Consider the following 24718-nt stretch of genomic DNA (forward strand, 5'->3'; position numbering starts at 1 on the left):
CGAAATATAACAAATATTCTCGGCGTTATCGCTTAATTCGTCGTGGTTTGCATTGCCCACGCCGCCACCGTGTCATAGGCAGCAGGACAAGGATCGCCTTCACTCAAAACGACAAATACCGGACGAAGCACTTCGGGACTGGATGGCGCAGAACTTTCCGCCGGCTGAACCAAGCAGTAATTAATCGGCCGTGTTGCCTCGGAACCTTCGCTGTTCACAGCTTGAAATGAGCCTGACGTTTGTAGGACATCCAGCCGGCGACCATCGGGCTCCATTCGCAGTTTCACCACTTCAGAGCCAGCTGGTTCAGCCACTGACCGGTTCTTGCTCACGGCATCCAGAATTTCACCCCGCCATTTGTCATTTTCAGCCTCTGCAATCGGCTTCTTCTCATCAATACCGTGGCGAAATGGCAGCAAGAATTCATCTGCCGAAGCAAACTGCGTCGCGTGATATGCAGCACCGTTGAATGTTCCCATCCGCTGAATCCCCTGCCAGCTCTTCTCACCGATGGGGACGTCGCTTAACGACGTAAGGGTCCATCGGTCACCCACCGGAATCCGAGGCCCCTTCGCCAAATCGGGAGCGCGAAGTCGCATCGGTTCCGCAGAACCTCCGATAGCTACTGGCTGTGCCAAGTGCTTGGCACTAAAGAGACCGCCATCTCCAATGCCGCTACGTTCGGCAACAACAATGCCACCACCAATAAGGCCTAGACATGCCACTACGGAGAACGCTGCAAGGGCTTTCTTCCGGTTCTTCGGATTGCGAACCTCGACGGCACCACCATTTAGCGCAGCAATGAGATCGCTAATAAACGCATTGCAGGATTCGTAGCGTTCATCGGCGTCAACCGCCAACGCCTTGGCGAAGACCGAATCAACTACCGCACCGAGGTTGGTAACCGGTCGCTTACCGCAGTGCAATTGCCGCGCACTGGCCGCGTCAGTAGCTGGAAATGCCTTATATCCCTGCAACAGCTCGAATATCGTGCACGCAAACGCATACTCGTCACTAGCTGCACTAATGCAACCCTTAGTGAAGATCTCTGGCGCCATGTAGGGCAATGAGCCGGCAACACGATTGGTCACGCCAACACTGTCGATTTCAGTGGCGGTTGATACACCGAAATCCACAAGCGTCGCGCTTAACACAAGCCCCGACGAATCTCGCTCTACGACGATATTTGATGGTTTTACATCACCATGAATCACCGCTGGTTCGTGCTTTGCTAGCCGATCTAGCGCGGTAGCAATCTCCACACCAATCGACATGACCTCGCTCTTATCGAAAGTGCGCGGCGGATATTCGGCCAGTTCAGCGCCCAACGAATTACCGCTAATAAGAGTCATGGTGAACCAAAGCAGGTTCCCGGCTCGCCCGCCATCGAACACGGTCACAACGTTGGGAACGTGAACAGTGGCTGCGATAGAAACCTCGTTCTGGAACAGTGCCTCCATTCGCTTAGAAGCACTGGCCTCTTCCGGCAGTGGGACGATTTTCAGTGCTTCGTTTCGGCCCAGCTTGGGATTTCGTACTCGAAAAACAGTCCCCATATTGCCGGCACCGATGAGAGCTTCAACCTCGTAGCCCTCAAAAATATCGCCTACCTGGGGAAGATTAGTCATCGGTTCCGTTGCCCAGACCCATCGAGATTACCCACCATAATCTGAATCCCAGACTCAGAGCGGCAATCATAATTAGGCGAAACTTCTTGGCATTCCATCGTCAGTGGCTGACCGTCATACTCAATCTCGATTGTCGTCTGCTTTGGCAGTGTTCCTTGCTCTTGCCGCTGTTTACTGAGCGCCCGCACTACCTCGTAATATGCTTCACAGTCCATATCGGAGCCCTGGTTTGACCAGGCACTCTGCAGCATCGGGCACGTCGGATCAACGGTCGACGCTAAGACCTCTGGGTCTACGAACCGATCGTCGGCAGGCGGTGCGATTGTAGTCGAGGTTGGTTCCTGATCATCGCCCACATAGTAGGACGGCGAGACTTCCACTTCGGTGCTTTCAGTGGTTTCAAACAACCCGTCGGCGTTATCCTGCTGGTTAGAGCGGAAATTTAGGATCCAGACCACCATTGCCAGGATGACGACAACCAGAATGGCGAGCACGAACAGCAGAATCTTCCGATTTCGACCATCAGTATCGGAATTTGCACCGCTGTCAATGTCATCGACGCCCGGGATTAGAGTGCGATCGTCGGTCATCAGTTATCTCCTTGGCTGACAGAAACCTTCATCATCGTCGTGCGAGCAGCCGAAATCTCTTCCTCATTCATCACACCAATGCGCACGTGGGATTCGATTGAGCGACCCGATGGAACGTGAGTGCCTTCCACGGTAATCATGCCGTCTGCTGCTACAAAGAACTTAACCTGAATTGGCTGACCCTTGGGCAACGGCGGGATACCTGTCAGCATAGATTCCGATCCACTAATGATGTCATTGAGAGCGACATCTTCGGATGGAACGTCACTGGCCTGCTGATACAGCGTCAAATCTACTTCCTCTTGGCCATCAGCTACGGTCGAATACTCCCGGACCACCGGCTCAGACAGGGGAATCATGTCATTCTGGTTGACCAGATAGTCGATGTACGGGTTGTTCAGATGATCGACAACTCGAATGCCAATCGACTTTGGCAATACATTTGCCACCTTCTTCTCCGACAGCGCGGCTAGCTGCCCGGCGTCAATCCCTGTCTCAGCCGCGATCTGCGCAATTGACTGCTGTTGGACAGCAGGGCTGGACTCAGCATTAACCACTCCCCCGAGCTTGCTGATCATCGCAGCAAGGGCAGCACCCTTAGCAACGGCTAGATCAGGCTCAACCAACAGTGGCTTCTTACCCGTCAGACGCTCCACCAGTTTGGTTACGGCGGTCATTCGCGAAGATCCACCCACCAGGATGACCTCATCAATTGTCAGTCCCGGCTCCTTTTCCTTTGCCGTCTCCAATACACGGGTCAAAGGAATCTCCGTCTGCTCGAGCAATGGCGCCGTGACACGCTCCAAGTCTTCGCGGGTAACGGCAATCTTGGCGCGGGAACCAGAGTCACTGGCAAGTCGCACAGTGGCGCTTTCCGCATTACTCAGCGCCTCTTTACAGTTCACCGTCTGCTCATGCAACTTAGCGACGAAGGTCTCATCGTTTTCCGCCTCCTCGTCACCAGTCTGCTCAATGAATTTATCCAGGATAAATTCACCAAGCGCCTTATCCCAGTCAGCACCGCCCAGTCGAGCATCACCGTCGGTGGCAATAACCCGGAAGGTGTTGTCAATCCCCTGCACAATCGTGGCATCGAATGTACCGCCTCCGAGGTCATACACCAGCAAGGTCTTGTCCTTTAGAGGCTGCTTGGAGTCGTAGTAGAGGGCCGCAGCAACCGGTTCTGCTACCAGCTCCAACACATTGAAATTAGCAATCTGCCCTGCGTTGCGAGTTGCCTCGCGCTCCTTCGCACCAAAATATGCCGGCACAGTAATAACTGCCGAAATCTCGTCGTCAGCTGCTTCGTCTGGAACCAACGAGCGCAAAATCAATGAAGAAATCTCCTCCGGGGTATACGCCTTCCCGCTGAAATTCCATTTCTTATCGGTGCCGATGCTCCGCTTCACCAGCTCGATGACGTCATTGGGGCTGAAGAGCTTCTCTTCACGTGCCAGCTTTCCGACAACGGTATTGGCCTTCGATTCAAACCACACCACACTTGGTGTCGACAGATCTCCGTCGAGGTTTTCTTGAATGACAGGAACACCCAGTGAGTCCACGTAGGAAATTGCGCTATTGGATGTGCCCAGATCGATGCCGTAAATACGTTCAGCCATGATTTTTCTCCTTATTCTGAAATCTGTTGGATTCTTGACTTCTTTTGCCGTGTCAGCGCTCTAGTTGTGTGCTGGCCGGACTCGAGCTGTGCTCTGTTCAGACTCGAGTTTTGGCCTAGTTGCCGCTGTGCCGGTACACCGTGACCGGCGCCTTGGCCACCACAATTGGACTGGTAGAACTGGTGAAGGTGTAGTAGTGCGAGATTCGTCGTGATGGCGCCAGCGTGCGGTGCAGCGCGGGGTTATCCGAATCCGCGAATTTGGTACGACGGTGAATTGAAGAATCAAAGGCATCGCCCACCTTCGCCTCTGTAATTGCCACTCCCATGGACTGAAGCGCATCTGCGATCGAGTCCTGCAGGAAATCCAGGGTCGAATACAGGTCACTGCCATCAGTTTCGGTAGTTTCTTCGAGCCGCGAAAGGTCAGCGCAAATCCCGTCATGGATGGCCGCCAACTTTTCCGCCAGCGGCATCAACTGGGCGTACCAACGACGATCAGTCAGCGCTTCCAACTCTTCACTTTGAGAGCGCAATACTGCGTTCATTGTGTCCAGCCGTGTTTGAATCAAATCCAACTGCTTTACGACGTTCCCGGCCGCAACACCTGCGGTACTTTCAGCATCCGTTTCTGGGAGCTCTTCCACTGTCGCGGGAGGAAAATCCTGCTGGGCTGGAACTCCTTCCGCGGTGTCTTCATCATGGCCAAACTCGGCACCACCAAATTCAACACCGTCAAATTCGACGTTCTCAACCTTGGACCATGCAGCTTCGTCGGTGTCTAGTTTTGGATCTCCGGAATACTCGACCGGCTCCTGACCTGTGGTATCACCATTGTCGACCGTGCCCCGGGGGCCGAAGGACTCATCAAAATTCGGCAGCGGGGCGAAATTATGCGCTCCACCGAAGTCAACCTCCGGATACTTAGGATCTCGTTCCTGATACTCATCAGCACGACCGTCTGAATGTTTAACCGACCTTTTATTTTCATCCTTTTTGTTATTAAAGAACCCCATTTTTATATTCCTTCCCCTTAGCGAATAGATAGGCAATCGACACAAATGTAATGATAAATATAGAAAATAGAACCCATCCTAATTCATAGAAATTATCATTTATAACCCCCATGGCAATGAAATATACGATTCCAAAAACAGCAATCCATCGTTTTGCCACTCGCTTCTTTACCAACGCCCACAAGATACCGACAAAAATAGCCAGAACCGGTACAGCAATAAATCCATTACCCTCCTGCATGAACTGCACTATTAAACCGAGCACAACAAATGGAGAAAGAAATCGTAATAACTCCTTGGCAATCGCATCCCCTTCACCGGCATGGGGCGTCTTAAAACCCGATTTTCCCCTTCCGGTATCAGCCTTCAAGACATCGTCTCGATTGACGTTTTGAAGGACGCGATTCTCAATTGTCGAATCGGAACTAGAACAGTAGGCTCCCTCAGCAATTTGCAATTCTTTACGAAGTCTCGTTGGGTCCAGCGACGATTCGTCGTTAAGCAGACCGAAAGTATGTCGAGTCACTAAATCCGCTGGATCATCGACTGCTTGCAACCTTCGAATAAGACCGGTGCGGGTTTCAGCCTCTGGCGAGCCGGTACGAAAACTCGCACCGATGGATTTAGTTGCACTCTTCAGCATGTCGCTATCGATCGGTTTGCCGTCAATAAAGCCTTCGGACTGTTCACGAAAACCGTTCGCAATGACATCTGCAATCGACCGAATGTCGGTATTTGCACTACTGGCCTCATCAAAGGCCGCCCAGACTCGTTTCTCCGCGTTGTTCGTCGGACCAGTCTCAATTTCCTGGCTATCTTCAACGTCGACGTATTCACGGAGCTCCATGCGGTTAGACGTTGGAACCAATATCCGATCAAAGAACTCTTCAAGCCCGTGCTCGGTAATCGCTTTTCCGCTGCCCTTTGCATACGGCTTCAAGAACCCCTCTTTAACTGCCTTCATCTGCACATCAGTGAAGAAGTACTGAGGACGCTGTACTCGTTTGAGAACAAGTCGAAAAGAAACACCGAACTTCTTTCGCACTGCGGCGACAAAATCTTCGGTGTGCAGCTCATCGATAATGTCCAGTGCGCGCTGGGACTGCTTACCGAAGAACAACAGGTCTCGAATTAAACGGACACGCGCTTCCCAAAAATCCGAGGAAGAGGCATCTCCGCCCATGGGAATGTCAGCAATCAGCTGAGCTAACTTGGCGCCCGTTGGCACTGCGCCTGGTGAAAATAGATTTCCAGCTAGGTTGTCTCGAACTGCGGGATTCAGACTCACATCTGCTCCTGAATCTCACTGATGCGAACACGCTGTTCTGGAGATAGGCCTGTCATAAACCGCCTGGCGGGATCTACTGCGATAAGCCATCCGGGGTCTACATGCTCCGGCAACAGTCGAATCATTGCCCTAGCAGGGCGTCCCGAATCAAGCGCGGAGACAGTTGTCAGAGTCTCTCCGTTGACGTTGGTGTCCTCTCGTTCTTCAAGCTCATAGGCAGTGCCGTAGGTGGAAAGCGCCTGCTTCATCTCTTCAAACGCCGCGGCAGTGTTGTAGTCGAATGCGGCGCGAGCGTAGATGTATTCCACTAGGACTACGAGAGCGAAAAGGATTAATGCTTCGAGCGAAATAAGGACGCTTTTAGACATAAGCGATGCTGCGGTGACTGCCAGCACCGTGATAATGAGGCCGGGAATCCAACTAGTCTGATTTCGCAAGAACCACATCGCAAACCCCATGGCGAATGGAATCAACATCGCCGTATCTGGATATGGCCCACTATTGATGGATTCCAAAATTCCGCCAATTATGAATCCGGCGATAATGAGTACGACTCGAAACATCCAGGGTGCCCACCAAACAAAAAATGGCGGAATGATACGACCTTCTTGATCTACACCAACACGGTTTGGAATAATTCCTTGATCCTCCAAATCACCGCGCCAACCTTTAGTACGATCTGGAACACCCTTCACAATATCTGTGGTTTTTGAGAAGTAGCTTTTGGCCACATCTTTCAGCTGTTGGAGGTTCATTAAACGGTTCTTTCCCTCAATCTTTTGTCCAACGATTAATTCGCTGAACCCGACAGGATTTAGTTAAACCTGCACGGGTAGTGAAAGTCACCGGGAGAACTCCCGTACCGCTTCTGAGGCCTCCGCTATAGCGTCGTCAAGCAGATGAAGAAAACGCTTATTCGGCGCTTAACTCGGAGGTTTTTAACGCCCATGACATCCCAGTTTCATTCAAAGCACGTTTTAGCTGTGGCAGCCGCCGCTGCTACCCTGACTCTGGTTGGCTGCTCAGGTATGCCCACTAACAACGCTGTCCCGGAGTCCCCCGCGGTGGTGACAGTTACAGAAACGTCCCCTGCTTCTGATGCACAATCCGAAACTCCTAGCTCGATTGAGAGCTCGACCGGGTCGGAAGAGCCAGAGCAGGAATATGCCAACAGTTCGCAGGATAAGAATTCTCCCAACAGCGAACTTTCAGACTCGGATGCCGACTCCGGTGCAGTAACGCTGAATAGCTCGATGGAGCTGACCAAAATTGGCGGCATGGAGCCCGGCAGTGCCAAGCGCCAAAACGTCAAGATTGACGCAACTGCTCACCAGAAAGAATTGGGCGGCTTCGACACTGCTCGGATCACGCTTCCCTTCGAGGGGGCCAATAGCCTGTTGACCTATCCCCTGGTTGATGGCGAAGCAAACGCGAGGTTGCTGTGGAATTTCAGCCAGTCTGGTGGTACGGAAACCTGTGAAAACAAGGTGGATGTCTACGATTCTGAGGGCAAACCGACTGCAAGTGCCAGCGCAGGTGTGACTGGACAACATACTCCTTGCCAGATCGTTCGCCGGTTTGGGGAGAAGGCCTACGCAACATTTACAGAACCCGGTGAATACATCGTTGCTGTGACAGCTCAGCAGCCAGGATTCGAACCAATCACAATCGCACAGAAGGTGAAGGTAGTCGGTTAAAAATGAACGCTCACGAACCCATCGATCCGTGGAATAGCAACCAGTCGGGCACTTCCGAGAAAGTGTCGGAGAGAGCTTCCGGCACTAAGTCCGGAAAGAGTAAACCTTTGACGCTGCCGCTCATCCTCGGCGCAGTCGGAGTGATTGTTGCCGGCGCGGCGGGGTTTGCCATGGGCGGTAAGAATGCTGAGTCCGAACTTGCAAGCGCGAGTGAAGAGATTTACTCGTTTCAACAGCAGGCAGAGGAGCGGGAAAGCGAGCTGCAAGCAAAGATTGATGAGCTGGAAGAAGCAAACTCGGAATTGGAAGACAAGAACACCAATTCCGACCAGGCCTCCATAGCCTCCTATTACTACAAAATGGCGCTCAGCTGGCTTAACGTCTGTGATGCTGGCGACTACATGCCGGAAGAGACTCACGCTGTGCCGACTAGCGTGAAGGACTTAGGTATTGGCTGTGGCTACAACTTTGAAGATTCCAATGGAACAATTCTCATTCTTGTTGGTGGAGCAGACGAAGACGCCCAGTCTCGTGCATCTACCATTAACGACCAGGACGGATACCTAGAAACCATCCGAACCGGGCATATACAGCTCAATGTGTGGGTATCCAATTCTGGCCCGTGGGATGATGCCGAACAACTGTCAACAGATATCGCCGACAATGTCAGCCATGCCGCTAAGCAGAATATGGCACAGGACACCGCAGGACAATAAATAGCGTCCCTGCCATAAACGCCCATGAACCCCCGCTCACTAGTGAGCGGGGGTTCATGGGTTACGTGGGGGGCCGATGATTCACAAAATCTACGGTGCCGATTAGAAAACTAATTGTTCACGCGGTCATCGTCATCGTCGTCATCAAAGTCATCGTGATCATCGTCGTCCATGCCATCGTCACGGTCATCATCCGTGTCATCAATGTCATCGCGATCATCGTCCAGCTCCTCAGTCGACGTCACCATAGTGGTCTGGACTGGAGTCGTATCGGATAGGTTCGCCCTTCGCCACCGAGTCGAGAGCGCAACTGGATAAGAACAGGTTTCAGGAGCTTTCCCCAAAAGAATCAGATCCAAACCAGAACCCCTCCCCGGCTAAGGTCAGCACCCATTGAGCTGCGAAAGAGAACTGATACTTGACTATCTTCACTGGTCACGCCACATATCTTCACAACTATTCGTTTCTGATAAAAAAATTTTGCAAAAAGCTACGCAAAAGTGACCTAGGACACTTATTCTTACTGTAAAAGAAACTAAATCGGCAGTCCTACCGATGAGGTTTCGCCTGATTAGGCCTCTCCGAAGACCACAGGACATGAACCACGGAAGATGAGTGACTATGACATCTAATCCACAGACCTCGATTCTCAATAAGGTGCGCAAAGCTTCGCGAGCTACCTCGGACCTCGTTCTCGGACTCGCACCGGTGACTCAGGCTGGCGTCCTCGGCTCGATGGGGCCCGGCGCGGCTGGTAAGGCATTAAGTTCCATCTACCGCTGGGACTTCCTGCCAGCTGGTCTCCTCGGCATTGCAGCCGGCCGCGATCCGCACCACACTGCGATTATTGATGATGGCGGCTCGCTGACCTACGAGGAGCTGCACGAGCGCTCCACTGCCCTGGCGCGAGCACTCCGTCACGGCGATATTCAGCAGCGCGACCGCATCGGTGTGCTGGCTCGCAACCACCGCGGTTTCATTATGGCTCTGTGTGCCCACGGTCGTCTCGGCACCGACCTGGTGCTGCTCAATACCGGCGCCTCCGCCGAGCAGACTCTGGCCGTAATTCGTGAACAGAAGATTGACTTCCTGTTCATTGATGAGGAATTCACTCACATGCTGCCGGAGGACTTCGATGAGTGCCCGGTCGCCGTGTCGTGGTTTGAAAACTACGGTGACACCTCCTGCGTTCGCGAGGGCTGGACCTCCATGCAGGAGATGCTGAAGACAGCACCGCCGGCAAAGTGGCCGACCGCCGAGCTGCCAACCCGCCCGCGCCGTGGCCGCGTTATTATTCTGACTTCCGGAACCACCGGCACTCCAAAGGGTGCCAAGCGTCCGGAGCCGCGCAGCTGGATGCCGGCATCTTCCATCATGAGCCGAATTCCTCTGCGTCAGCGTCGCCCGGCTTACCTTGCGGCTCCGCTGTTCCACACCTGGGGATTCGCGACTGCGCAGCTGTGCATCGCACTGCGTTCCACCATGATTATGCGCCGCAAGTTCGATCCAGCCGACAGCCTGCGCATTATCGAGCAGCACTCTCCGCACACCATCTTCCTGGTGCCGACCATGCTGCAGCGCATGATTGAGATTCTCCCGGACAACTACGACATCGGCGCGACATCGCTAAAGGTCATCGCATCCTGCGGTTCGGCTATTCCAGAGGGAATTGTCACCAAGACCCTCGAGCGCTTCGGGCCGGTTCTCTACAACCAGTACGGTTCCACGGAGGTCAGCTGGGCAACCATTGCTAACCCGGATGAGCTCAAGGCAAACCCAACCACAGCTGGTCGCGCACCGCTGGGCACTCGTGTCCAGATTCTCGACGAAGACGGCAACCGCGTCGCCGACGGCGAGACCGGTCGAATCTTCGTCGGCAACAACATGTTGTACGAGGGCTACACCCGCCCGGGCGCGGACAAGCAGGTCATTGACGGCATGGTCTGTACCGGTGACCTGGGTCGCATGGAAAACGGCTTGCTCTACATCTCCGGTCGCGAGGACGACATGATTGTCTCCGGTGGCGAGAACGTCTTCCCACGCCAGACCGAAGATGCACTCAGCCAGCTCGAGGGTATCCGCGAGTGCGCAGTCGCAGGTGTCCCGGATGAGCGCTTCGGTCAGGCCCTGGTCGCCTGGGTTGTCCGCGACGACTCCCCTGAGGGCCGCGCCCTGACCAATGAGCAGATTCGCACATACGTCAAGCAGCGCCTCAGCCGATTCGCCGTTCCGCGCGAGACCGTGTTCCTCGATGAACTGCCACGCAACGCAGTCGGCAAGGTGGTTCCTCGCCACCTGCCGAAGCCGTGGGAGAATGTCACCGAGGAGAAGGTGGCTTAGGGCGCAGGGACCGTCGTAAAGCGAACGGCAGACACGAAAAGGACGCGGTAAAAACTTCCGTTATGGAAGTTACCGCGTCCTTTTTGCGTGTCCTAGGAAGAACTAGAGCTGATTAGCCAGCGTTCAAAACACCGTAGTCCGTGACGGGCTCACGGAAAATCTCTTCGCCGTCCTGGGTCACGGTTACCGCATTCGGAGTGACGGTATACGTGTAGCCACCATTTTTCGCGACAGCACGGTTCCCGGAGAAACTATCTACTGTGTACGCATCCGGGGTATCCGAAATCTCACCGAAGTCACCAATGTAATGGCGCTGCTGGCGGTTATTGGAGTTCTCACAAATCACGGCCTTACCCGAAGAAGTCTCCGCCAACACACGCGCGTAATACCCACCCGAGCAGCGAGCGGTACTGCCAACCCAACCTTTGGCATCGATATCATCGCGATTCATACCGAACGCGCGAAGACCAAAATTTCCCCGCTGCGTAGTGGTAGGAGCGCTGCTCTCCGGCTGCTTCGTCGTTTCCGGCTCGACGGTCTGGGTATAGGTTTCCGTGTACGTCTCCACCGGCGCCGGGGACGCAGTGCTTGACGACGAGTCCCCTGCCGCAACCGTATCGGGAGACTGCGGGGAATTATCGGAGGAATTATTCAGGTAGTACGCGCCACCGATACCGGCGACCGCTGCAAGTGCGACACCGACGATGCCCAAAACCACGTACAGACCGTTGTTGCTCTTCTGCTCAGGTACCGGAGCCTGCTGATAAGCCGGATACTGCTGGGGTGAACCTCCCTGGTTCGGCCCCTGCGACTGGTACTGGTACTGAGGCTGGTACTCGTCTTGAGCCCCACCCTGCGGCTGCTCCCAGGCAGATGTTGCATAACCGTCCTGCTCCCAATCCTGCGGGGAGGACGAACGCGGGTTGTACTGGTCGGTCATCGCTAAATTCCTTATTACTTCAGAGCCACACTTGTGCTCGGCCAATAACGTGGTGGCTTGCGACTTCGCCCACAGCGGAACTTGCCACTACGTATTTTCCATTAACACTATGCGTTGCCCAGCGTACCCTGCTAGAAGCTAGCACTAGCTCAGAGTGGCACTTTGTTCTTGAAGAAATTGACGTAGTTCCGATCGGAGATCTTTCCCAGCATAAACTCTGGCTCCAACCCGAACATCGACCAACGAGTCTTCGTTGACCAGGACAGAGACTGAGGTGTCGTAGTGCGGTGGTAGCTAATTTGGTAACCGTCAGTGTGAACTCGAATCTGTGTGTATCCACCCGGATAGCCGAGTGCCGCACCCCGCTCACAGAAGTCCGTATCCCCGTAGTCAGCGATACCACGGCGGCTGCGGTGCGTATGACCAGCGAACACGCCTTTGGCACCCGGCGTGGCGGCCAGAATCTCCTGAAAAATCTTGGCCTGCTGCGCCTCGACCATGAATGCCTCACCACCGAAATGCGAACGCACCGCATCCTGAGTAAACGGGTGATGCGCAAACAAAATTGTCGGACGCTCTGGATCGTCTGCGAGTTCGGCACGCAATGCACGCATCTGCCGCTCATTAATACGTCCACCTGCATAACCAAACTCGGCGGTATCAACACCGATGAGGCGCACTTCGCCGACGCGAGTCGACCAGTGCTGCTGCGTCGGCACAAGACGCTGGCTGAAGTAATCCGGAACCGCGGTCTTGCCTTTGCGGATTCCGCGTCCCCGGAAACCATTGATATTGGGTAGCCCGGGCGGGTGCACATCGTGATTACCACGGGTGACAAACCAGTTTTTCCCAAACTCACCGAAAGTATCCAAAACCCTGATGAGTTCGTCATACTCCTCAGGGCGGTTGCTATCCGTGCAATCGCCATTGATGACGAGAGTGTCTAACCCGGCAGCCTTTACCGTGTCCACCAGACCCTGCAATTGCATAGAGGCAAAAGGCTGCTCTCCCGGACCGGAGGAAAGACCGAGGTTGCCAATGCGAATGCCGTCATGATTGGGCTTACCAATGTGTGTGTCATTCGTCAGCGCGAACGTCGCCAAATGTGCACCCTCCAGCGCTGGCAGAGTGCTTACGACGCCTGTCTTCTCCGGTGCCGTTTTGCTCATGGTGATATTCAGCGACGGAACCGCGCGACAGTTGTGTGACCAGCACTCAAAGCGGTACTCCCGTCCCGGCTCCAACCCGTCAATGACCACATGGTGGTAGCCCGACTCTGAGTACCCCTCGTGCACGAGCTCTAACTGCGTTGAATCCGCAGGACCAAGCAGCACCCGCTCATCCGAAGGAACGGTCGGCTTAATGAAGCCATACGCTGTCTGCACTCCCGGAGCATATGTTGCCCATGTAAATGCCACTGACGTGTCTGTGACAGTGATGACCTCCAAGTCGCTAGCCAGTACCTGCCACGACTTGGAATCCGACTGGGTAAGCCCCAGACCCGACGTGACGTACTCAAGGCCGTACGCTCCCGAGGTTTTCGCGACGGCCATTGAACTTGCAGCAAGAGTTGCAACAGAGAGGTAGGCCCGGCGGGAAATGCTCATGGCAAATAAGCCTAGAACCTAAAGATGAAAATTAGATGAACTCTCCCTCTAATCTCAGAAAAATAGGAACGCAACGACAAGAGACACACGGCCAAAACAGCGCAAAATAAAACACCGCCTACCAAGTCATGGCAGGACGGTGTTTTAGGAAAATGTGGCTTGAGCATCTTTGTGAGCTTTTACCGGCTCACCAGTATGTAGATTGCTCTGAAACTGTAACTACTTCAGTTCCTTGGAGGACAGGCCCAGGGTGCGGCGAGCAACGACCAGCTGCTGAATCTGCTGGGTACCTTCGAAGATGTCCAGGATCTTGACGTCGCGGGACCACTTCTCCAGCAGGTTACGCTCAGAGTAACCGAAGGTACCTGCCAGCTGAACGGCACGGAGGCAAATCTCGGTGCCTGCACGGCCGGCCTTGGCCTTACACTCGGAAGCTTCCAGAGTGTTCGGCTGCTTGTTGTCAGCCATCCACGCAGCGCGCAGAGCCAGGAGGTATGCAGCCTCCCAATCGGACTCCAGCTTCAGGTACTCAGCTGCAGCAGCGCTCTGGGTGTGTGCCGGTGCATCGTAGTCAATCTCGATGCCAGCCTCTTCCAGGATGCGACGCAGCTCTTCCAGCGAAGCACGGGAGACACCGATGGCCATACCCGCAACCAGCGGACGAGTGTTGTCGAAGGTCGCCATTGCGCCGGCGAAGGACTTCTTAACATCAATGTCCGGGGAACCCAGCAGGTTCTCCTTCGGAACGCGGACGTTGTCCAGGCGGAGCACTGCAGTATCCGAGGAACGAATACCCAGCTTCTCTTCCAGACGCTCCACGGTGAAGCCCGGAGTGCCCTTCTTCACCAGGAAGGATTTGATGGCAGCACGGCCCTTGGACTTGTCCAGGGTCGCCCACACAACGACGGAGTCGGAACGCTCACCAGCAGTGACGAAGATCTTCTCACCGTTGATGACGTACTCATCACCATCGAGCTTGGCGGTGGTGGAAACTGCGGAGGAGTCAGAACCAAAGGACGGCTCGGTAATTGCCATGGAAGCCCAGGTCTTACCGAAAGCCTCCAGCTGCTCATCAGTAGCAACAGCTGCGATGGCTGCGTTACCCAGACCCTGGTACGGCAGAGACAGGGTCAGACCCACGTCACCCCAGCAGGTCTCAATAACGTTGAGCAGCGAAGCCATGTTGCCACCGTTCTTTACACCGGTGCGCTTCGGCTTCTTATCGTCGCCACGTCCACCAGAAGCACCGGAGAAGCCACGGCCACCATCTGCCATGCCGTCCATCATGGAGGCAAGGGTGTCGAGTTCCTTCGGGTACTCGTGCTCAGCGAGATCGTACTTACGGGAAATCGGTCGGAAGATCTCAGCGGCGGCCTGATGCGACTGGGACGCGCCCGCCTTGAGGAACTCCGGCAGTTCGAGGTTAATCATTTTCTTTCCTCTTAATTCTTTTCGGCTGAAGTATCTAGCGGTTTACAGAACGACGATGCCTTCGGCGACACCAATTGCGCGGAGGTCACGGTACCAACGCTCAACCGGGTGCTCCTTGGTGAAGCCGTGTCCGCCGAGCAGCTGCACACCGTCGGAACCAATCTTCATACCCTTTTCAGTGGCGAAGGTCTTAGCCAGAGCTGCCTCGCGAGCGAAGCCGCGACCCTGGTCAGCGCGGGAAGCACCGCGGAGGGTGATCATGCGGAGACCATCGAGCTCAATCTTGATGTCGGCGACCATGAAGGCCACTGCCTGGCGGTGGGAAATCGGCTCGCCGAATGCCTGACGCTCGTTGACGTAAGGAATGACGTAGTCGAGAACTGCCTGAGAAGTACCCATTGCAAGAGCTGCCCAGCCGAGGCGGGAACGACGCAGAATGTCGAGGTATGCCTCTTCACGATCTGCAGCCGAGGTGCTAGCGCCGCCGAGAATGTTCTCAGCCGGAACCTTGACGTCCTTCAGGATGACGCGCCCCATTGCGGCACCGCGCAGACCCATGGACGGGTCAGCCTCAACGTGGAGCCCCTCAGTGTCGGACTCAACGATAACCAGAGCCGGCTTACCCTCGAGCTCAACACCGATGATGAACAGCTCAGCTGCGCCGGCGTTCGGAACGAAGGACTTAACACCGTTGAGGACCAGCGAATCGCCCTCGCGCTTTGCGGTGGTTTCAGGCTTGCGTGCGTCGAAAAGCGGGCGCGGCTCTGCGAGCACAACAGCGGCAGCCGGGACGTTCTCGCCAGCGAATGCCGGCAGGTAGGTCTTCTGCTGCGAGTCGGAGCCGTGAGCGGTCAGGGTGGCAGCGACACCGGCCGGAGCCAGCACTGCCAGAGCCAGACCCATGTCACCGTAGGACAGAGCCTCCGCGACCAGCGCGTTGGTGGTGACGTCCTCGCCGGTAGCGATGCCCTCGAAAGCCTCCGGGACGTTGATCATAGTGACGCCCAGCTCAGAAGCCTCAGAGACGAGGTTCTCCGGCGGAGTTGCCTCGTGGTCGGACTTATAAGCAACCTCGCGCAGACGAGACTCAGCGAATTCCTTAACCGTCTCGACGATCATCTGCTGATCCTCGGTCGGGGTGAGGTCGAAGAGCTTCTTTGCCTTCTCCTCGGCTGCGGCCTCCTGTGCAGCCTGGGCTTCCTCAGCCGGACGCTCCGGCTTACCGGAACCGGAAATCTTCTTAAACTGACGGTTCGCGGCACCAAGGGTCTTAAAACCGGACTTGGTGGACTGGTACACCACGCGGTCGATCTTTGGCTGAAGGTCGTACTTCTGGGCGAAGTCCGAACCAGTAATCGACGTGATGAACCGCATTGCCGCTCCGATAGCGTCGCGACCAGGGTTATTGCGGCCGACAGTCGAATCTTCGCGGTTCTTCTTCTCGCTCATGTGATCATGGCCTTTCGAGTCAGAACTATTACTGGCATAACAATAAAACAATCACGTGACCGTTGTCACAAGAATTGAAAAAACATTGCCAAGTAACAGAAAACTTTCAGGCTTCTAACTTGTCAGGCGATAACGCGGTTAACAACGTAGTTGCGATCAGAGAGCTCACCAAGCAGAGCCTCGGGCTCGAAACCGTACATCGCCCAACGGGCACGCGCAGTCCACGCAAGCGCATCTTCGCTGCTCAAACGGTGAAAGTTAACCTGGTAGCCACCGGAGTAGACATGCAGCAGTGTGTAGCCACCGGGGTATGCTTTGCACGCGCCGGTCTCCAAATAATCAACGCCGGCCCCAACATCACCGCGAGTACGCTTTGCACGGTGGGTGTGACCTGCCCCCGCGAAGAATACACCCGGAGCGTCGTTAAGCATCTGCTGCAAGCGTCGTGCATCAGCGCTGTTGAGAATGAAGGTGGGCCCGGCAGCATGTGTCCAACCAGCCTCGGAGGTAATTGGATGATGAGCCAGCACAACTGTCGGCTTACTGGGGTCACGCTGCAATTCCCGCTCCAGTGCATCGAACTGTTCCGGGCTAATTTCGCCGCCGGACTCATCCAACTTCGATGAATCCAGCCCTATGACACGGACCGGCCCCTGCTGAGTGACCCACAGTTCCTGCCGCGGACGCCCCAGGAGAACACCGAAGGGATCGCGATGATTCTCGGTACCCTCCAAAACCGGGAATTCGTCGTAGCCAGCAGATGGATCGGCATCCGGCTTATGCGGACGATCATGATTGCCGCGGGTGACAAACCACTGCCGCTCCTGAGCACCAAAAGTATTCATAATCTCGGCAAATCGACGCACCTCCGCCGGACGTGCTTCCGACGTGGCATCACCGTTGACGAAAACCTTTTCAATCCCCATCCCCCGCAGCTCGGCGAGCGCAGCCGTCAGCATGACCTCGGGATACGGCGCGGCACCCGGTTCAGAAAAGATAGGAGCGGGGAAATCGCCGGTGATAATACCGTGCCCATTTTCGCCAATATGCGCGTCATTAAGGATGGCAATCGTGGTCAGGTACTCCCCTTCCGGAGCGACCAACGTCGTGAACTGTCCAGTTTGCTCGGGTGCATTGGGGAGGTTTCGGGTAATTAATCCCGGCTCGGCGACCAGTCCATTCGATCGACATTCGAAACGGTACGTGGTTCCAGGGCGCAGCTTATCGACGGTCACAAAGTGGTAGCCAACCTGCGTCTCGTCCTTATGTACCACGGGTAGCTCGCCGCCCTCATCGGCATCGACTGGCACTAGCGCAACTTCAGTGTCGGCCGGCGCCAGTGGAGCCAGCTTCCCCCACGCTGGATGTGGGCCTGCATACGTCGCCCACGAAAATGTCACCGACGTATCGGTCACGGTCACGACTTCCAGGTCCGTCACAACAAGGCCGCTGGTCAACCCGGTGAATGGAAACGGCGACTGGTTCGGGGCCGCCGATGCAACTGCTCGCGTCCCGACGCTATTGACGGCAACCGCTACAGCCCCCGCACCCGCTACTGCTCCCAAGCGCAATACGGATCGCCGATCAATTTTCTTATTCCCATTTACCGAATTCACGGGTGAAGAAATTACGGGATAAAAATAATCCCGGTGATAACACCGGGATAACTACACATGAATTCAGTCGCTTACGCTTCCGGCTTCACGATCGGGAACAGCACGGTTTCGCGAATGCCAAGGCCGGTCAGGGCCATCAGCAGGCGGTCAATGCCCATGCCCACACCGGTCGTCGGCGGCATGCCCTGCTCCATTGCGTGCAGGAAGTCCTCATCCAGAACCATGGCCTCGTCGTCGCCGCCAGCGGCCAGTCGCGCCTGATCCTCAAAGCGCTCACGCTGGACAACCGGGTCAACCAGCTCGGAGTAGCCGGTAGCCAGCTCGAAGCCACGGACGTAAAGATCCCACTTCTCGGTCACGCCAGGCTTGGAGCGGTGCTGACGAGTCAGCGGAGAGGTCTCGACCGGGAAGTCGCGGACAAAGATAGGACCGTCGAGCTGGTCTTCACAGAGCAGCTCCCAGATTTCCTCAACCAGCTTGCCGTGGCCCCAGCCGCCCTTCTCCGGAACCTCAAGGCCAATCACATCGGCGATTGCCTTGAGCTCCTCGACGGTCGAGTCAATAGTGACTTCCGGCTGACCAGGGAACTTGCGAGCAAGTGCCTCGTTCAGCGACGGGTACATCTCAATCTGCTTCCACTCGCCGCCAAAGTCGAACTCCGTACCGTCGGCAAGCGTAACAGTCGTCGAACCGAAGACCGCGACGCAGATTTCCTGAATGACCTCGCGGACGGTGCGGGCGGAGTCATCGTAGGTGCCGAATGCCTCGTAGTACTCCAGCATCGCGAACTCCGGGCTGTGCGAGGAGTCGATACCCTCGTTGCGGAAGTTACGGTTGATCTCAAAGACTCGCTCCATACCGCCGACGACGCAGCGCTTGAGGAAAAGCTCCGGCGCGATACGCAGGTAGAGATCGATGTCCAAAGCGTTGGAATGAGTCACGAACGGACGTGCAGCTGCACCGCCGTGCAGAGTCTGCAGCATCGGGGTTTCGACCTCGAGGAAACCGCGACGCTCAAGTGCGTGGCGCAGCTCGCGGATGACCTTGATGCGAGTCAGTGCGTTAGTACGAGCCTGCTCACGCATAATCAGGTCCGTGTAGCGGTGACGCACGCGGCTGTCCTCGGACAGATCAGCGAACGACACCGGCAGCGGACGCAGAGCCTTCGAGGCCATCTGCCACTCGGTAGCCATCACAGACAACTCGCCGCGGCGCGAAGAAATTACGCGGCCAGTAATGAGGACGAAGTCGCCCATATCTACGTCCGACTTCCAAGCAGCCAGGGCGTCCTCGCCGACCTCAGCCTTGGAAAGCATGGCCTGCAGGGTCGTGCCGTCACCCTCCTGCAGAGCGGCAAAGCAGAGCTTGCCGGTGTTACGAATAAACATGACACGACCAATGACGGTCACGACATCCTGAGTCTCCTCGCCAGCCTCGAGGTGGCCCCACTCTTCACGGACATCCTTGAGAGAGTGAGTACGGGGAACCTCAACCGGGTACGGCTGAATTCCAGCCTCGAGCAGGCGGTCACGCTTCTCGCGGCGAATGCGCAGCTGCTCAGGAACGGTGGCGGTGTTTTCAGGGGTCTTCTTCGCGTCAGTCACGGCTATAAAGGTTAGCCGACTACACCGCCGACCTGCTAGTTGAGTGCCCTTTAGACGCCAATCTTCTTGCCATCAGTGCGTACAACCTGAACGACGGCCGGGCGTGGCTGCTCCTTGCCGCCGTCCGGCCAGTGCGAGGTCGGGTTGGTGGTCGGGTCCGGGTTGTCGCCGACTGGATGACCCTGATCCGTCTCGATTTCGCCCGGGTGCTGGACGTTGACCATCACGCGGTTGGAGAAGATCTGCGGACCACAGGTCTCTGCAGCAACCGGAACAGTCAGGAAGCACTTGGTCTCACCACGACGCTCGCCTTCGACGGCAACGGCGAAAAGGCCGTCGTTGGAGTCCAGCGCGTTGCCGTCGGTGGAAACCCACAGGTTGCCGTACTCGTCAAAGGCGACGTTGTCCGGGCAGGAAATTGGCGAGACCGATTCCTTGTCGAAGCCACCGAAGTAGGTGTAAGCCTCGTTCGGGTCACCACAGACCAGCAGGAGGTTCCACTTGCCCTTGGTACCGGCGTGGTCATCTTCCATCTCCAGAACAAGGCCATTCTTGTTCTCGGTGATTGGTGCGACCTCGACGGCGTCGGCAAGCGGGCGCCCTGCACCATCCTTGCGTTCCTTGCCCTTGTCGTCCTTCGCGCCCGCCTTACCGCGGTACTTGTTGTTGGTCAGCGCCGCGTAGACCTTACCGGTCTTCGGAGACGGCTCGATATCCTCCGGGCGGTCCATACGGGTCGCACCGACCTTGTCACCGGCGATGCGGGTGTAGATGCAGACCTCTTCGGCGGTCATGCCATCAACGTGGGACTCGTGCTTGCCGTCTGCCTTGGCGGTCATCAGCGGAAGCCACTCAATGTCACCGTCGAAACGGCCGTCCTTCGGCAGCTCACCGGAGCCGTCAATCTCGGACTCGGAATTACCGTTGAACTTACCGACGTAGAGAGTGCCCTCGGACAGAATGCCCATGTTGTGCTTGAGGTCCCCCTCCTTAATCTTGCGGGAGGAGACGAACTTGTAGATGTATTCGAAACGCTCGTCGTCGCCGGAGTAGCACACGACCGTGCCGTCGTCGGTGACGTAAATCTGACCGGCTTCATGCTTGAAACGGCCCACTGCGGTGTGCTTGACCGGGGTGGAGTTCGGGTCAGATGGGTCAATCTCTACCAGCCAGAAGAAGCGGTTCGGCTCGTTCGGCTCCTTGGAGACATCGAAGCGGTCGTAGTACTTCTCCCACGCGCGGTCGGACAGCTCTTCATTCTTGACCGAGTAGCGCTTGAGCTTCTTAACTGCGTCCTCGTCCTTGAGCTTGCCAACGTTGCCGAAGTACTGGTCAACGTTCTCCTCACCGGACAGGTAGGTACCCCACGGAGTAACACCACCGGAGCAGTTGTTCAAAGTTCCCTCGACCTTCATACCGGTCGGGTCAGCCTTGGTCTTCAGCAGATCGTGACCAGCAGCCGGGCCGTCAACTGTGAATTCGGTGAAGCCAGTGATGCGACGGTTACGCTTGTCGCTGAGAATTGGCTTCAGGAATCCCTTGTCATCCTCTTCCACAGCAAGGATGGTCTGGCCGTGGGCAGCCAGTCCGATGTCGACCTGCTCCTTAGTGGCATCTTCTTTCTTGTAGGCACGGAACATCATCGGCTCGGTGGTGTACTCGTGCGAGCAAACGTACAGCAGTGTGCCGTCTTCAGCCTTAATCAGGCCAGCGAAGTCATTGTTGAAGCCGAACTGCTTCAGCTGGTTTTCCGGAGTCTGCTTGTCAAAGTCGAACTCCGGGCCACCCTCGTGGATTGGGTCGCCCCAGCGAATCAGAACATTCTGCTCGTAGCCGTCCGGGATAACGACTGCGTCTTCCGTGTTCGGCTTGACGGCTTCGAAACGCATACCCTCCGGCGATTCGTCCTTGCTACCGTCACCGGCAGCAGCGGTACCGGAGGCGTCGGAGCCACCTGCGGCGCTGCCCGAATCATCAGAGGAGCAAGCGGCCAGCACGGCGCCACCGCCGACCGCAAGAGCACTAGCACCAGTGACCTTCAGTGCCGCGCGACGGGAGAATGCGCGCTGGGAGAACGCCTCCTTCGCAACATCACCGAAGTACTGGTTGTCCGAGAACTCGTTCGGAGCATCGTCAGCACAGGCATTACCACACTTGTAAGTGCAGGTCAGAGAGCTGCGAGAGGTAGCAAAAGGATTTGTCAGCAGATTCTTGCCAATACGAACCACGGGGAGACCGCCTTTGTATAGCTTCGACTAGGTGAGGAAATGGAAAACTAAAACTTTTAGATCCTCTAAGAAGCTAAGGACGTTGCGTTACCTTTCGGTTTCTAAAAATCAACTCGCCAATGAGCTTTAGCTGACGGTCTAATGACTTGCGCTTTAACGCAAAGTGAACACCCTGGTGTTGCGGTTCTCCGGCTCGACTCTTCTCTCCAACTACGCAGTCGAGCCCCAGCTCTGCGGGCTACGTGGACTAGCCCTGGTTCTCCGGGCTACGCGGATTCTTCAAATCAGAACCCTCCGGCACATCCGCCGGGTCATTGCCACTTTCCAGAATCTTGTTGTCCTCATCGACGAAGATGACATTCGGCTTGTACGTACGCGCCTCAGCGTCATCCATCATTCCGTAGCCGATGATAATAACCAGATCACCCGGCGATATCAGACGAGCGGCGGCACCATTGATAGAAATGATGCCCGAGCCGCGCTCTCCGGTAATGCAGTAAGTAGTAAGCCGGTTGCCATTATTGATATCGACGATGTCGACGGCTTCACCTTCAAGCAGGTCGGCCGCTTCCATCAAATCAGCGTCAATCGTGCACGATCCAACGTAGTGAAGATCAGCCTGAGTCACCGTGGCACGGTGAATCTTGGACTTCAACATAGTGCGAAACATGAAAAAGGTAGGTCCCTTCCTGGATTCGTCCCCTGGATGCTTGCCTACCGCGGCACCCCTTAGCGTGGCAGGTTGTTAGTCGGCACACTATAATACGACAACTTCCCAGCCACGAAAAACTACTTCGAAAAGCCGTCCTACTCGCTGTCCTGCTCAACGCCAAAGCCGGCGTTCTTCAGGTTTTCTTTGCTGGACTCATCTTTCAGGCGGGCATCCCGAGCAGCGCGGACCTTTTCCTGCAGCTCAGCCAACTCAGCAGCCTCTTGCTCAGTCAGCTCGCCGTCCAGCCCCGCAGCCGACAGGGCCGCTGACGCAATTTCGGCGTCCTTCTGCCCGAGCTGACCGAAACCGTTTGCCGAATCCGGGCGCGGCGCACCCAGAATCAAGCCAACATTATCAATGAGACGAGTAGTGCCGACCTTCGCAGCAACCAGTAGGCGAGCTTCAGTCTCCTGGCCGTCGCCGCGCAACACCTCGTCGGAAAGCGGGGCGAGCGCAGCGTCACGCAGCTCCAAATAATCCAACTCGACCTCAGGCTGGCTGGCGAGCACGCCACGCGCGGTTTCCAGCACAGCATCCGCACCACGGTCCGCGACAAAAGCACCAGCAGTCAGCGCGGCGGACAGGGTTACTGCGAGATTGCGCTGCTCCTCGGACAGATAGCGGTTGCGGGAGCTCATAGCCAACCCGTCGGCCTCGCGAATCACCGGTACACCGTGCAACTGCACCGGCATATTCAGGTCAGTGACCATCTGCTGCATCAGGCACAGCTGCTGGTAGTCCTTCTCACCAAAAACGGCATCAGTGCAGTTGGTGATGTTGAAAAGCTTGTTGACCACCGTCAACGCACCGGCAAAGTGCCCCGGGCGAGTAGCACCTTCGAGCTCCGAAGCCAGCGGCCCCGGCTGCACGGTCGTGCGGAAACCGTTGGGGTACATCTCCTTCGCGTTCGGCGCAAAGACCAGCTCAGCACCGACAGCGCGGAGCTTCTCAACGTCTTCCTCCAGAGTCCGCGGGTAGGCGTCAAAGCCCTCCCCCTCACCGAACTGCAGCGGATTGACGAAAATCGACACCACCACAACAGCGCGCGACAGCGTCTTCGCGGCCTGTACTAGTTCAAGGTGCCCCTGGTGTAGCGCACCCATCGTAGGTACGAGCACCACCGGCCGCCCGGTCTTCCGCAACGCACGGGTGACCTGCGCGATTCCCGCAATAGTCTTGTGAACAGTTGTCTCTCCGGCGGTATAACCCGTCATGTTTCCTCCGCGTTCAGATCTACCGGACCAAACTTTTCGCCCGACGGCAATACCTTACGCCACATCCCGGATGACCAGAACAGCCAGTCCGCTCAGCTCATCGGCGTAGGTACCGCAAAACCTCGTTGGCACCGCGCAGCTCGGCGATGCGCTCGGCAAGAGCCAGGTAGGCGGTTCCCATTTCCGGTGCCACCGCTTCAATTTCACGTTCGTGCTTGACGACGGTCCCAAGGTCGTCCCGCGTCACCGGGCCAGTCAGCCCCCGGGAACCCCACCTCAAGGCATTGTCCAATGAAGCTTCCAGCAGTGGGCGGAGCAGCTCGGCGGCCTGGCCTCGACGCAGCTCAGCTAGGTCGGTGTCTTCGGCTGCGGTGTCTCCGCCGATAGTGGTTGCCAGCATTTCTACTGCATCGACCACAACTGCGCCCAGACCGTTTGAGCCATGGGCCATAGCCGCGTGATAGAGACCGCGGTGACGTTCGTTGATGAACACCGGACGACCGCCGAGTTCACCAATGAGCAGTTCACTGACTGTTTTCGCGAGCTCATCCCCAACCGTGATGCCCCATGGGCAGCCGGTCAGGAGCTCGGAGTCGTCGTCAAGCCCTGCGAATGTCATTGCGGGATGGGCGGCGATGGTCAGCGCGCCGGTGAGTGCGACCGGATCGAGCACGGCACGCCCGAGGGAACCAGAAGTATGCATGACGATGCGTCCGGGGCCGACATGGCGGGCGACGTCCTCGGCGACCTCTGCGATGGCGCGATCCGGCACGGCGATGACGATGAGCTCGCAGGTGGAAGCTGTGTCGGCAATGCTACTAACCTGTGCGTTCGGGAGACGTAGATGCGCTCGTGTGACAGATTCTGGTGAGCGCGCGACCACGTGAGTGACACGATGCCCACAGCGCTCTAACGCCTGGCCGAGCGCGACCCCGACTTTTCCGGCAGAAATAATCCCCACCGCCAACCGCGGAGCGGTTGTCCGATGGGGATGGGAATCATGCTGGCTTTGCGTCATGACTGA

General features: G+C 56.3%; 19 protein-coding genes and 1 pseudogene. 3 read left to right on the forward strand and 17 right to left on the reverse strand.

All coding sequences use genetic code 11. The annotated features are described in order from the left end of the window. Positions 1-32: 32 nt before the first annotated feature. The 6 genes from ADM64_RS09920 to ADM64_RS09945 form a co-directional block, all read right to left on the reverse strand. Entirely contained in the window at positions 33-1628 is a 1596-nt protein-coding gene (locus ADM64_RS09920; protein ID WP_016421463.1) for a serine/threonine-protein kinase, read from the reverse strand. Next, complete coding sequence (locus ADM64_RS09925) at positions 1625-2218, reverse strand: hypothetical protein (protein ID WP_016421464.1); 594 nt, start codon at positions 2216-2218, stop codon at positions 1625-1627. The genes ADM64_RS09920 and ADM64_RS09925 overlap by 4 nt, the downstream gene beginning before the upstream one ends. Next, positions 2218-3837: an Hsp70 family protein gene (locus ADM64_RS09930; RefSeq protein ID WP_016421465.1), complete on the reverse strand. Its 1620-nt coding sequence runs from the start codon at positions 3835-3837 to the stop codon at positions 2218-2220. The genes ADM64_RS09925 and ADM64_RS09930 overlap by 1 nt, the downstream gene beginning before the upstream one ends. Before the next feature lie 115 nt (positions 3838-3952). Next, positions 3953-4852 carry a hypothetical protein gene (locus ADM64_RS09935; RefSeq protein WP_016421466.1) on the reverse strand — a complete coding sequence of 300 codons (900 nt, stop codon included), beginning with the start codon at positions 4850-4852 and terminating at the stop codon, positions 3953-3955. Continuing rightward, positions 4839-6140: a hypothetical protein gene (locus ADM64_RS09940; protein WP_049194049.1), complete on the reverse strand. Its 1302-nt coding sequence runs from the start codon at positions 6138-6140 to the stop codon at positions 4839-4841. The genes ADM64_RS09935 and ADM64_RS09940 overlap by 14 nt, the downstream gene beginning before the upstream one ends. Then, the gene (locus ADM64_RS09945) at positions 6137-6703 is read right to left on the reverse strand and encodes a hypothetical protein (RefSeq protein WP_224433512.1); all 567 of its coding nucleotides are present in this window, start codon (positions 6701-6703) and stop codon (positions 6137-6139) included. Before ADM64_RS09945 ends, ADM64_RS09940 begins: the two co-directional genes overlap by 4 nt. Before the next feature lie 384 nt (positions 6704-7087). Between ADM64_RS09945 and ADM64_RS09950 the strand changes: the two genes are divergently transcribed. Both ADM64_RS09950 and ADM64_RS09955 read left to right on the forward strand, forming a co-directional pair. Next, the gene (locus ADM64_RS09950) at positions 7088-7837 is read left to right on the forward strand and encodes a hypothetical protein (RefSeq protein WP_222865188.1); all 750 of its coding nucleotides are present in this window, start codon (positions 7088-7090) and stop codon (positions 7835-7837) included. A gap of 2 nt (positions 7838-7839) precedes the next feature. Further along, the gene (locus ADM64_RS09955) at positions 7840-8553 is read left to right on the forward strand and encodes a hypothetical protein (RefSeq protein WP_049171884.1); all 714 of its coding nucleotides are present in this window, start codon (positions 7840-7842) and stop codon (positions 8551-8553) included. Between the two features lie 110 nt (positions 8554-8663). Here ADM64_RS09955 and ADM64_RS10995 read toward each other — a convergent pair whose 3' ends face one another. Then, on the reverse strand, positions 8664-8801 hold the full coding sequence (locus ADM64_RS10995; protein ID WP_160310025.1) for a hypothetical protein: 138 nt from the start codon (positions 8799-8801) through the stop codon (positions 8664-8666). Between the two features lie 373 nt (positions 8802-9174). On the opposite strand from ADM64_RS10995, the gene ADM64_RS09960 reads away from it, so the two are divergent. Beyond that, positions 9175-10893, forward strand: coding sequence for an AMP-binding protein (locus tag ADM64_RS09960; protein WP_038626623.1), 1719 nt, complete (start codon positions 9175-9177; stop codon positions 10891-10893). 112 nt (positions 10894-11005) lie between these two features. On the opposite strand, the gene ADM64_RS09965 is transcribed toward ADM64_RS09960, so the two are convergent. From ADM64_RS09965 to ADM64_RS10010, 10 genes and pseudogenes are all read right to left on the reverse strand, one after another. Next, complete coding sequence (locus ADM64_RS09965) at positions 11006-11833, reverse strand: hypothetical protein (protein WP_038626626.1); 828 nt, start codon at positions 11831-11833, stop codon at positions 11006-11008. A 149-nt stretch (positions 11834-11982) separates the two neighbouring features. Next, positions 11983-13440, reverse strand: coding sequence for a purple acid phosphatase family protein (locus tag ADM64_RS09970; RefSeq protein ID WP_048731772.1), 1458 nt, complete (start codon positions 13438-13440; stop codon positions 11983-11985). Positions 13441-13659: 219 nt separating this feature from the next. Further along, positions 13660-14871 carry an acyl-CoA dehydrogenase family protein gene (locus tag ADM64_RS09975; protein WP_049194051.1) on the reverse strand — a complete coding sequence of 404 codons (1212 nt, stop codon included), beginning with the start codon at positions 14869-14871 and terminating at the stop codon, positions 13660-13662. Positions 14872-14913: 42 nt separating this feature from the next. After that, on the reverse strand, positions 14914-16320 hold the full coding sequence (locus tag ADM64_RS09980) for an acyl-CoA dehydrogenase family protein (RefSeq protein ID WP_016421476.1): 1407 nt from the start codon (positions 16318-16320) through the stop codon (positions 14914-14916). A gap of 122 nt (positions 16321-16442) precedes the next feature. Continuing rightward, entirely contained in the window at positions 16443-17936 is a 1494-nt protein-coding gene (locus tag ADM64_RS09985) for a metallophosphoesterase family protein (protein WP_016421477.1), read from the reverse strand. 71 nt (positions 17937-18007) lie between these two features. Then, a complete protein-coding gene (lysS, locus tag ADM64_RS09990) occupies positions 18008-19540 on the reverse strand; it encodes a lysine--tRNA ligase (protein WP_016421478.1) in 1533 nt (510 codons plus the stop codon). A gap of 50 nt (positions 19541-19590) precedes the next feature. After that, positions 19591-21768, reverse strand: coding sequence for a PhoX family protein (locus tag ADM64_RS09995; RefSeq protein WP_049171890.1), 2178 nt, complete (start codon positions 21766-21768; stop codon positions 19591-19593). 247 nt (positions 21769-22015) lie between these two features. Further along, entirely contained in the window at positions 22016-22438 is a 423-nt protein-coding gene (gene panD / locus ADM64_RS10000) for an aspartate 1-decarboxylase (protein WP_016421480.1), read from the reverse strand. A gap of 314 nt (positions 22439-22752) precedes the next feature. After that, positions 22753-23694, reverse strand: a pseudogene (panC, locus tag ADM64_RS10005) (pantoate--beta-alanine ligase); the annotation flags it as partial. 97 nt (positions 23695-23791) lie between these two features. Continuing rightward, positions 23792-24712, reverse strand: a complete 921-nt coding sequence (locus tag ADM64_RS10010; RefSeq protein WP_049194053.1) for a Rossmann-like and DUF2520 domain-containing protein — start codon at positions 24710-24712, stop codon at positions 23792-23794. Positions 24713-24718 lie beyond the last annotated feature (6 nt).

Origin of the sequence: Corynebacterium sp. 401_CJEI (genome assembly GCF_001076435.1) — a bacterium.
Taxonomy (GTDB): Bacteria; Actinomycetota; Actinomycetes; order Mycobacteriales; family Mycobacteriaceae; genus Corynebacterium; species Corynebacterium jeikeium_D.

Bases quoted from the DNA above. Each gene is read 5' to 3' on its own strand.
- ADM64_RS09930 (WP_016421465.1), bottom strand. From the start codon at position 3,837: ATGGCTGAACGTATTTACGGCATCGATCTGGGCACATCCAATAGCGCA.
- ADM64_RS09975 (WP_049194051.1), bottom strand. From the start codon at position 14,871: ATGATTAACCTCGAACTGCCGGAGTTCCTCAAGGCGGGCGCGTCCCAG.
- ADM64_RS09980 (WP_016421476.1), bottom strand. From the start codon at position 16,320: ATGAGCGAGAAGAAGAACCGCGAAGATTCGACTGTCGGCCGCAATAAC.
- ADM64_RS09925 (WP_016421464.1), bottom strand. From the start codon at position 2,218: ATGACCGACGATCGCACTCTAATCCCGGGCGTCGATGACATTGACAGC.
- ADM64_RS10010 (WP_049194053.1), bottom strand. From the start codon at position 24,712: ATGACGCAAAGCCAGCATGATTCCCATCCCCATCGGACAACCGCTCCG.
- ADM64_RS10995 (WP_160310025.1), bottom strand. From the start codon at position 8,801: ATGGTGACGTCGACTGAGGAGCTGGACGATGATCGCGATGACATTGAT.
- ADM64_RS09955 (WP_049171884.1), top strand. From the start codon at position 7,840: ATGAACGCTCACGAACCCATCGATCCGTGGAATAGCAACCAGTCGGGC.
- ADM64_RS09965 (WP_038626626.1), bottom strand. From the start codon at position 11,833: ATGACCGACCAGTACAACCCGCGTTCGTCCTCCCCGCAGGATTGGGAG.
- ADM64_RS09970 (WP_048731772.1), bottom strand. From the start codon at position 13,440: ATGAGCATTTCCCGCCGGGCCTACCTCTCTGTTGCAACTCTTGCTGCA.
- ADM64_RS09950 (WP_222865188.1), top strand. From the start codon at position 7,088: ATGACATCCCAGTTTCATTCAAAGCACGTTTTAGCTGTGGCAGCCGCC.
- ADM64_RS09960 (WP_038626623.1), top strand. From the start codon at position 9,175: ATGACATCTAATCCACAGACCTCGATTCTCAATAAGGTGCGCAAAGCT.
- ADM64_RS09920 (WP_016421463.1), bottom strand. From the start codon at position 1,628: ATGACTAATCTTCCCCAGGTAGGCGATATTTTTGAGGGCTACGAGGTT.
- ADM64_RS09945 (WP_224433512.1), bottom strand. From the start codon at position 6,703: ATGTTTCGAGTCGTACTCATTATCGCCGGATTCATAATTGGCGGAATT.
- ADM64_RS09935 (WP_016421466.1), bottom strand. From the start codon at position 4,852: ATGGGGTTCTTTAATAACAAAAAGGATGAAAATAAAAGGTCGGTTAAA.
- panD (WP_016421480.1), bottom strand. From the start codon at position 22,438: ATGTTTCGCACTATGTTGAAGTCCAAGATTCACCGTGCCACGGTGACT.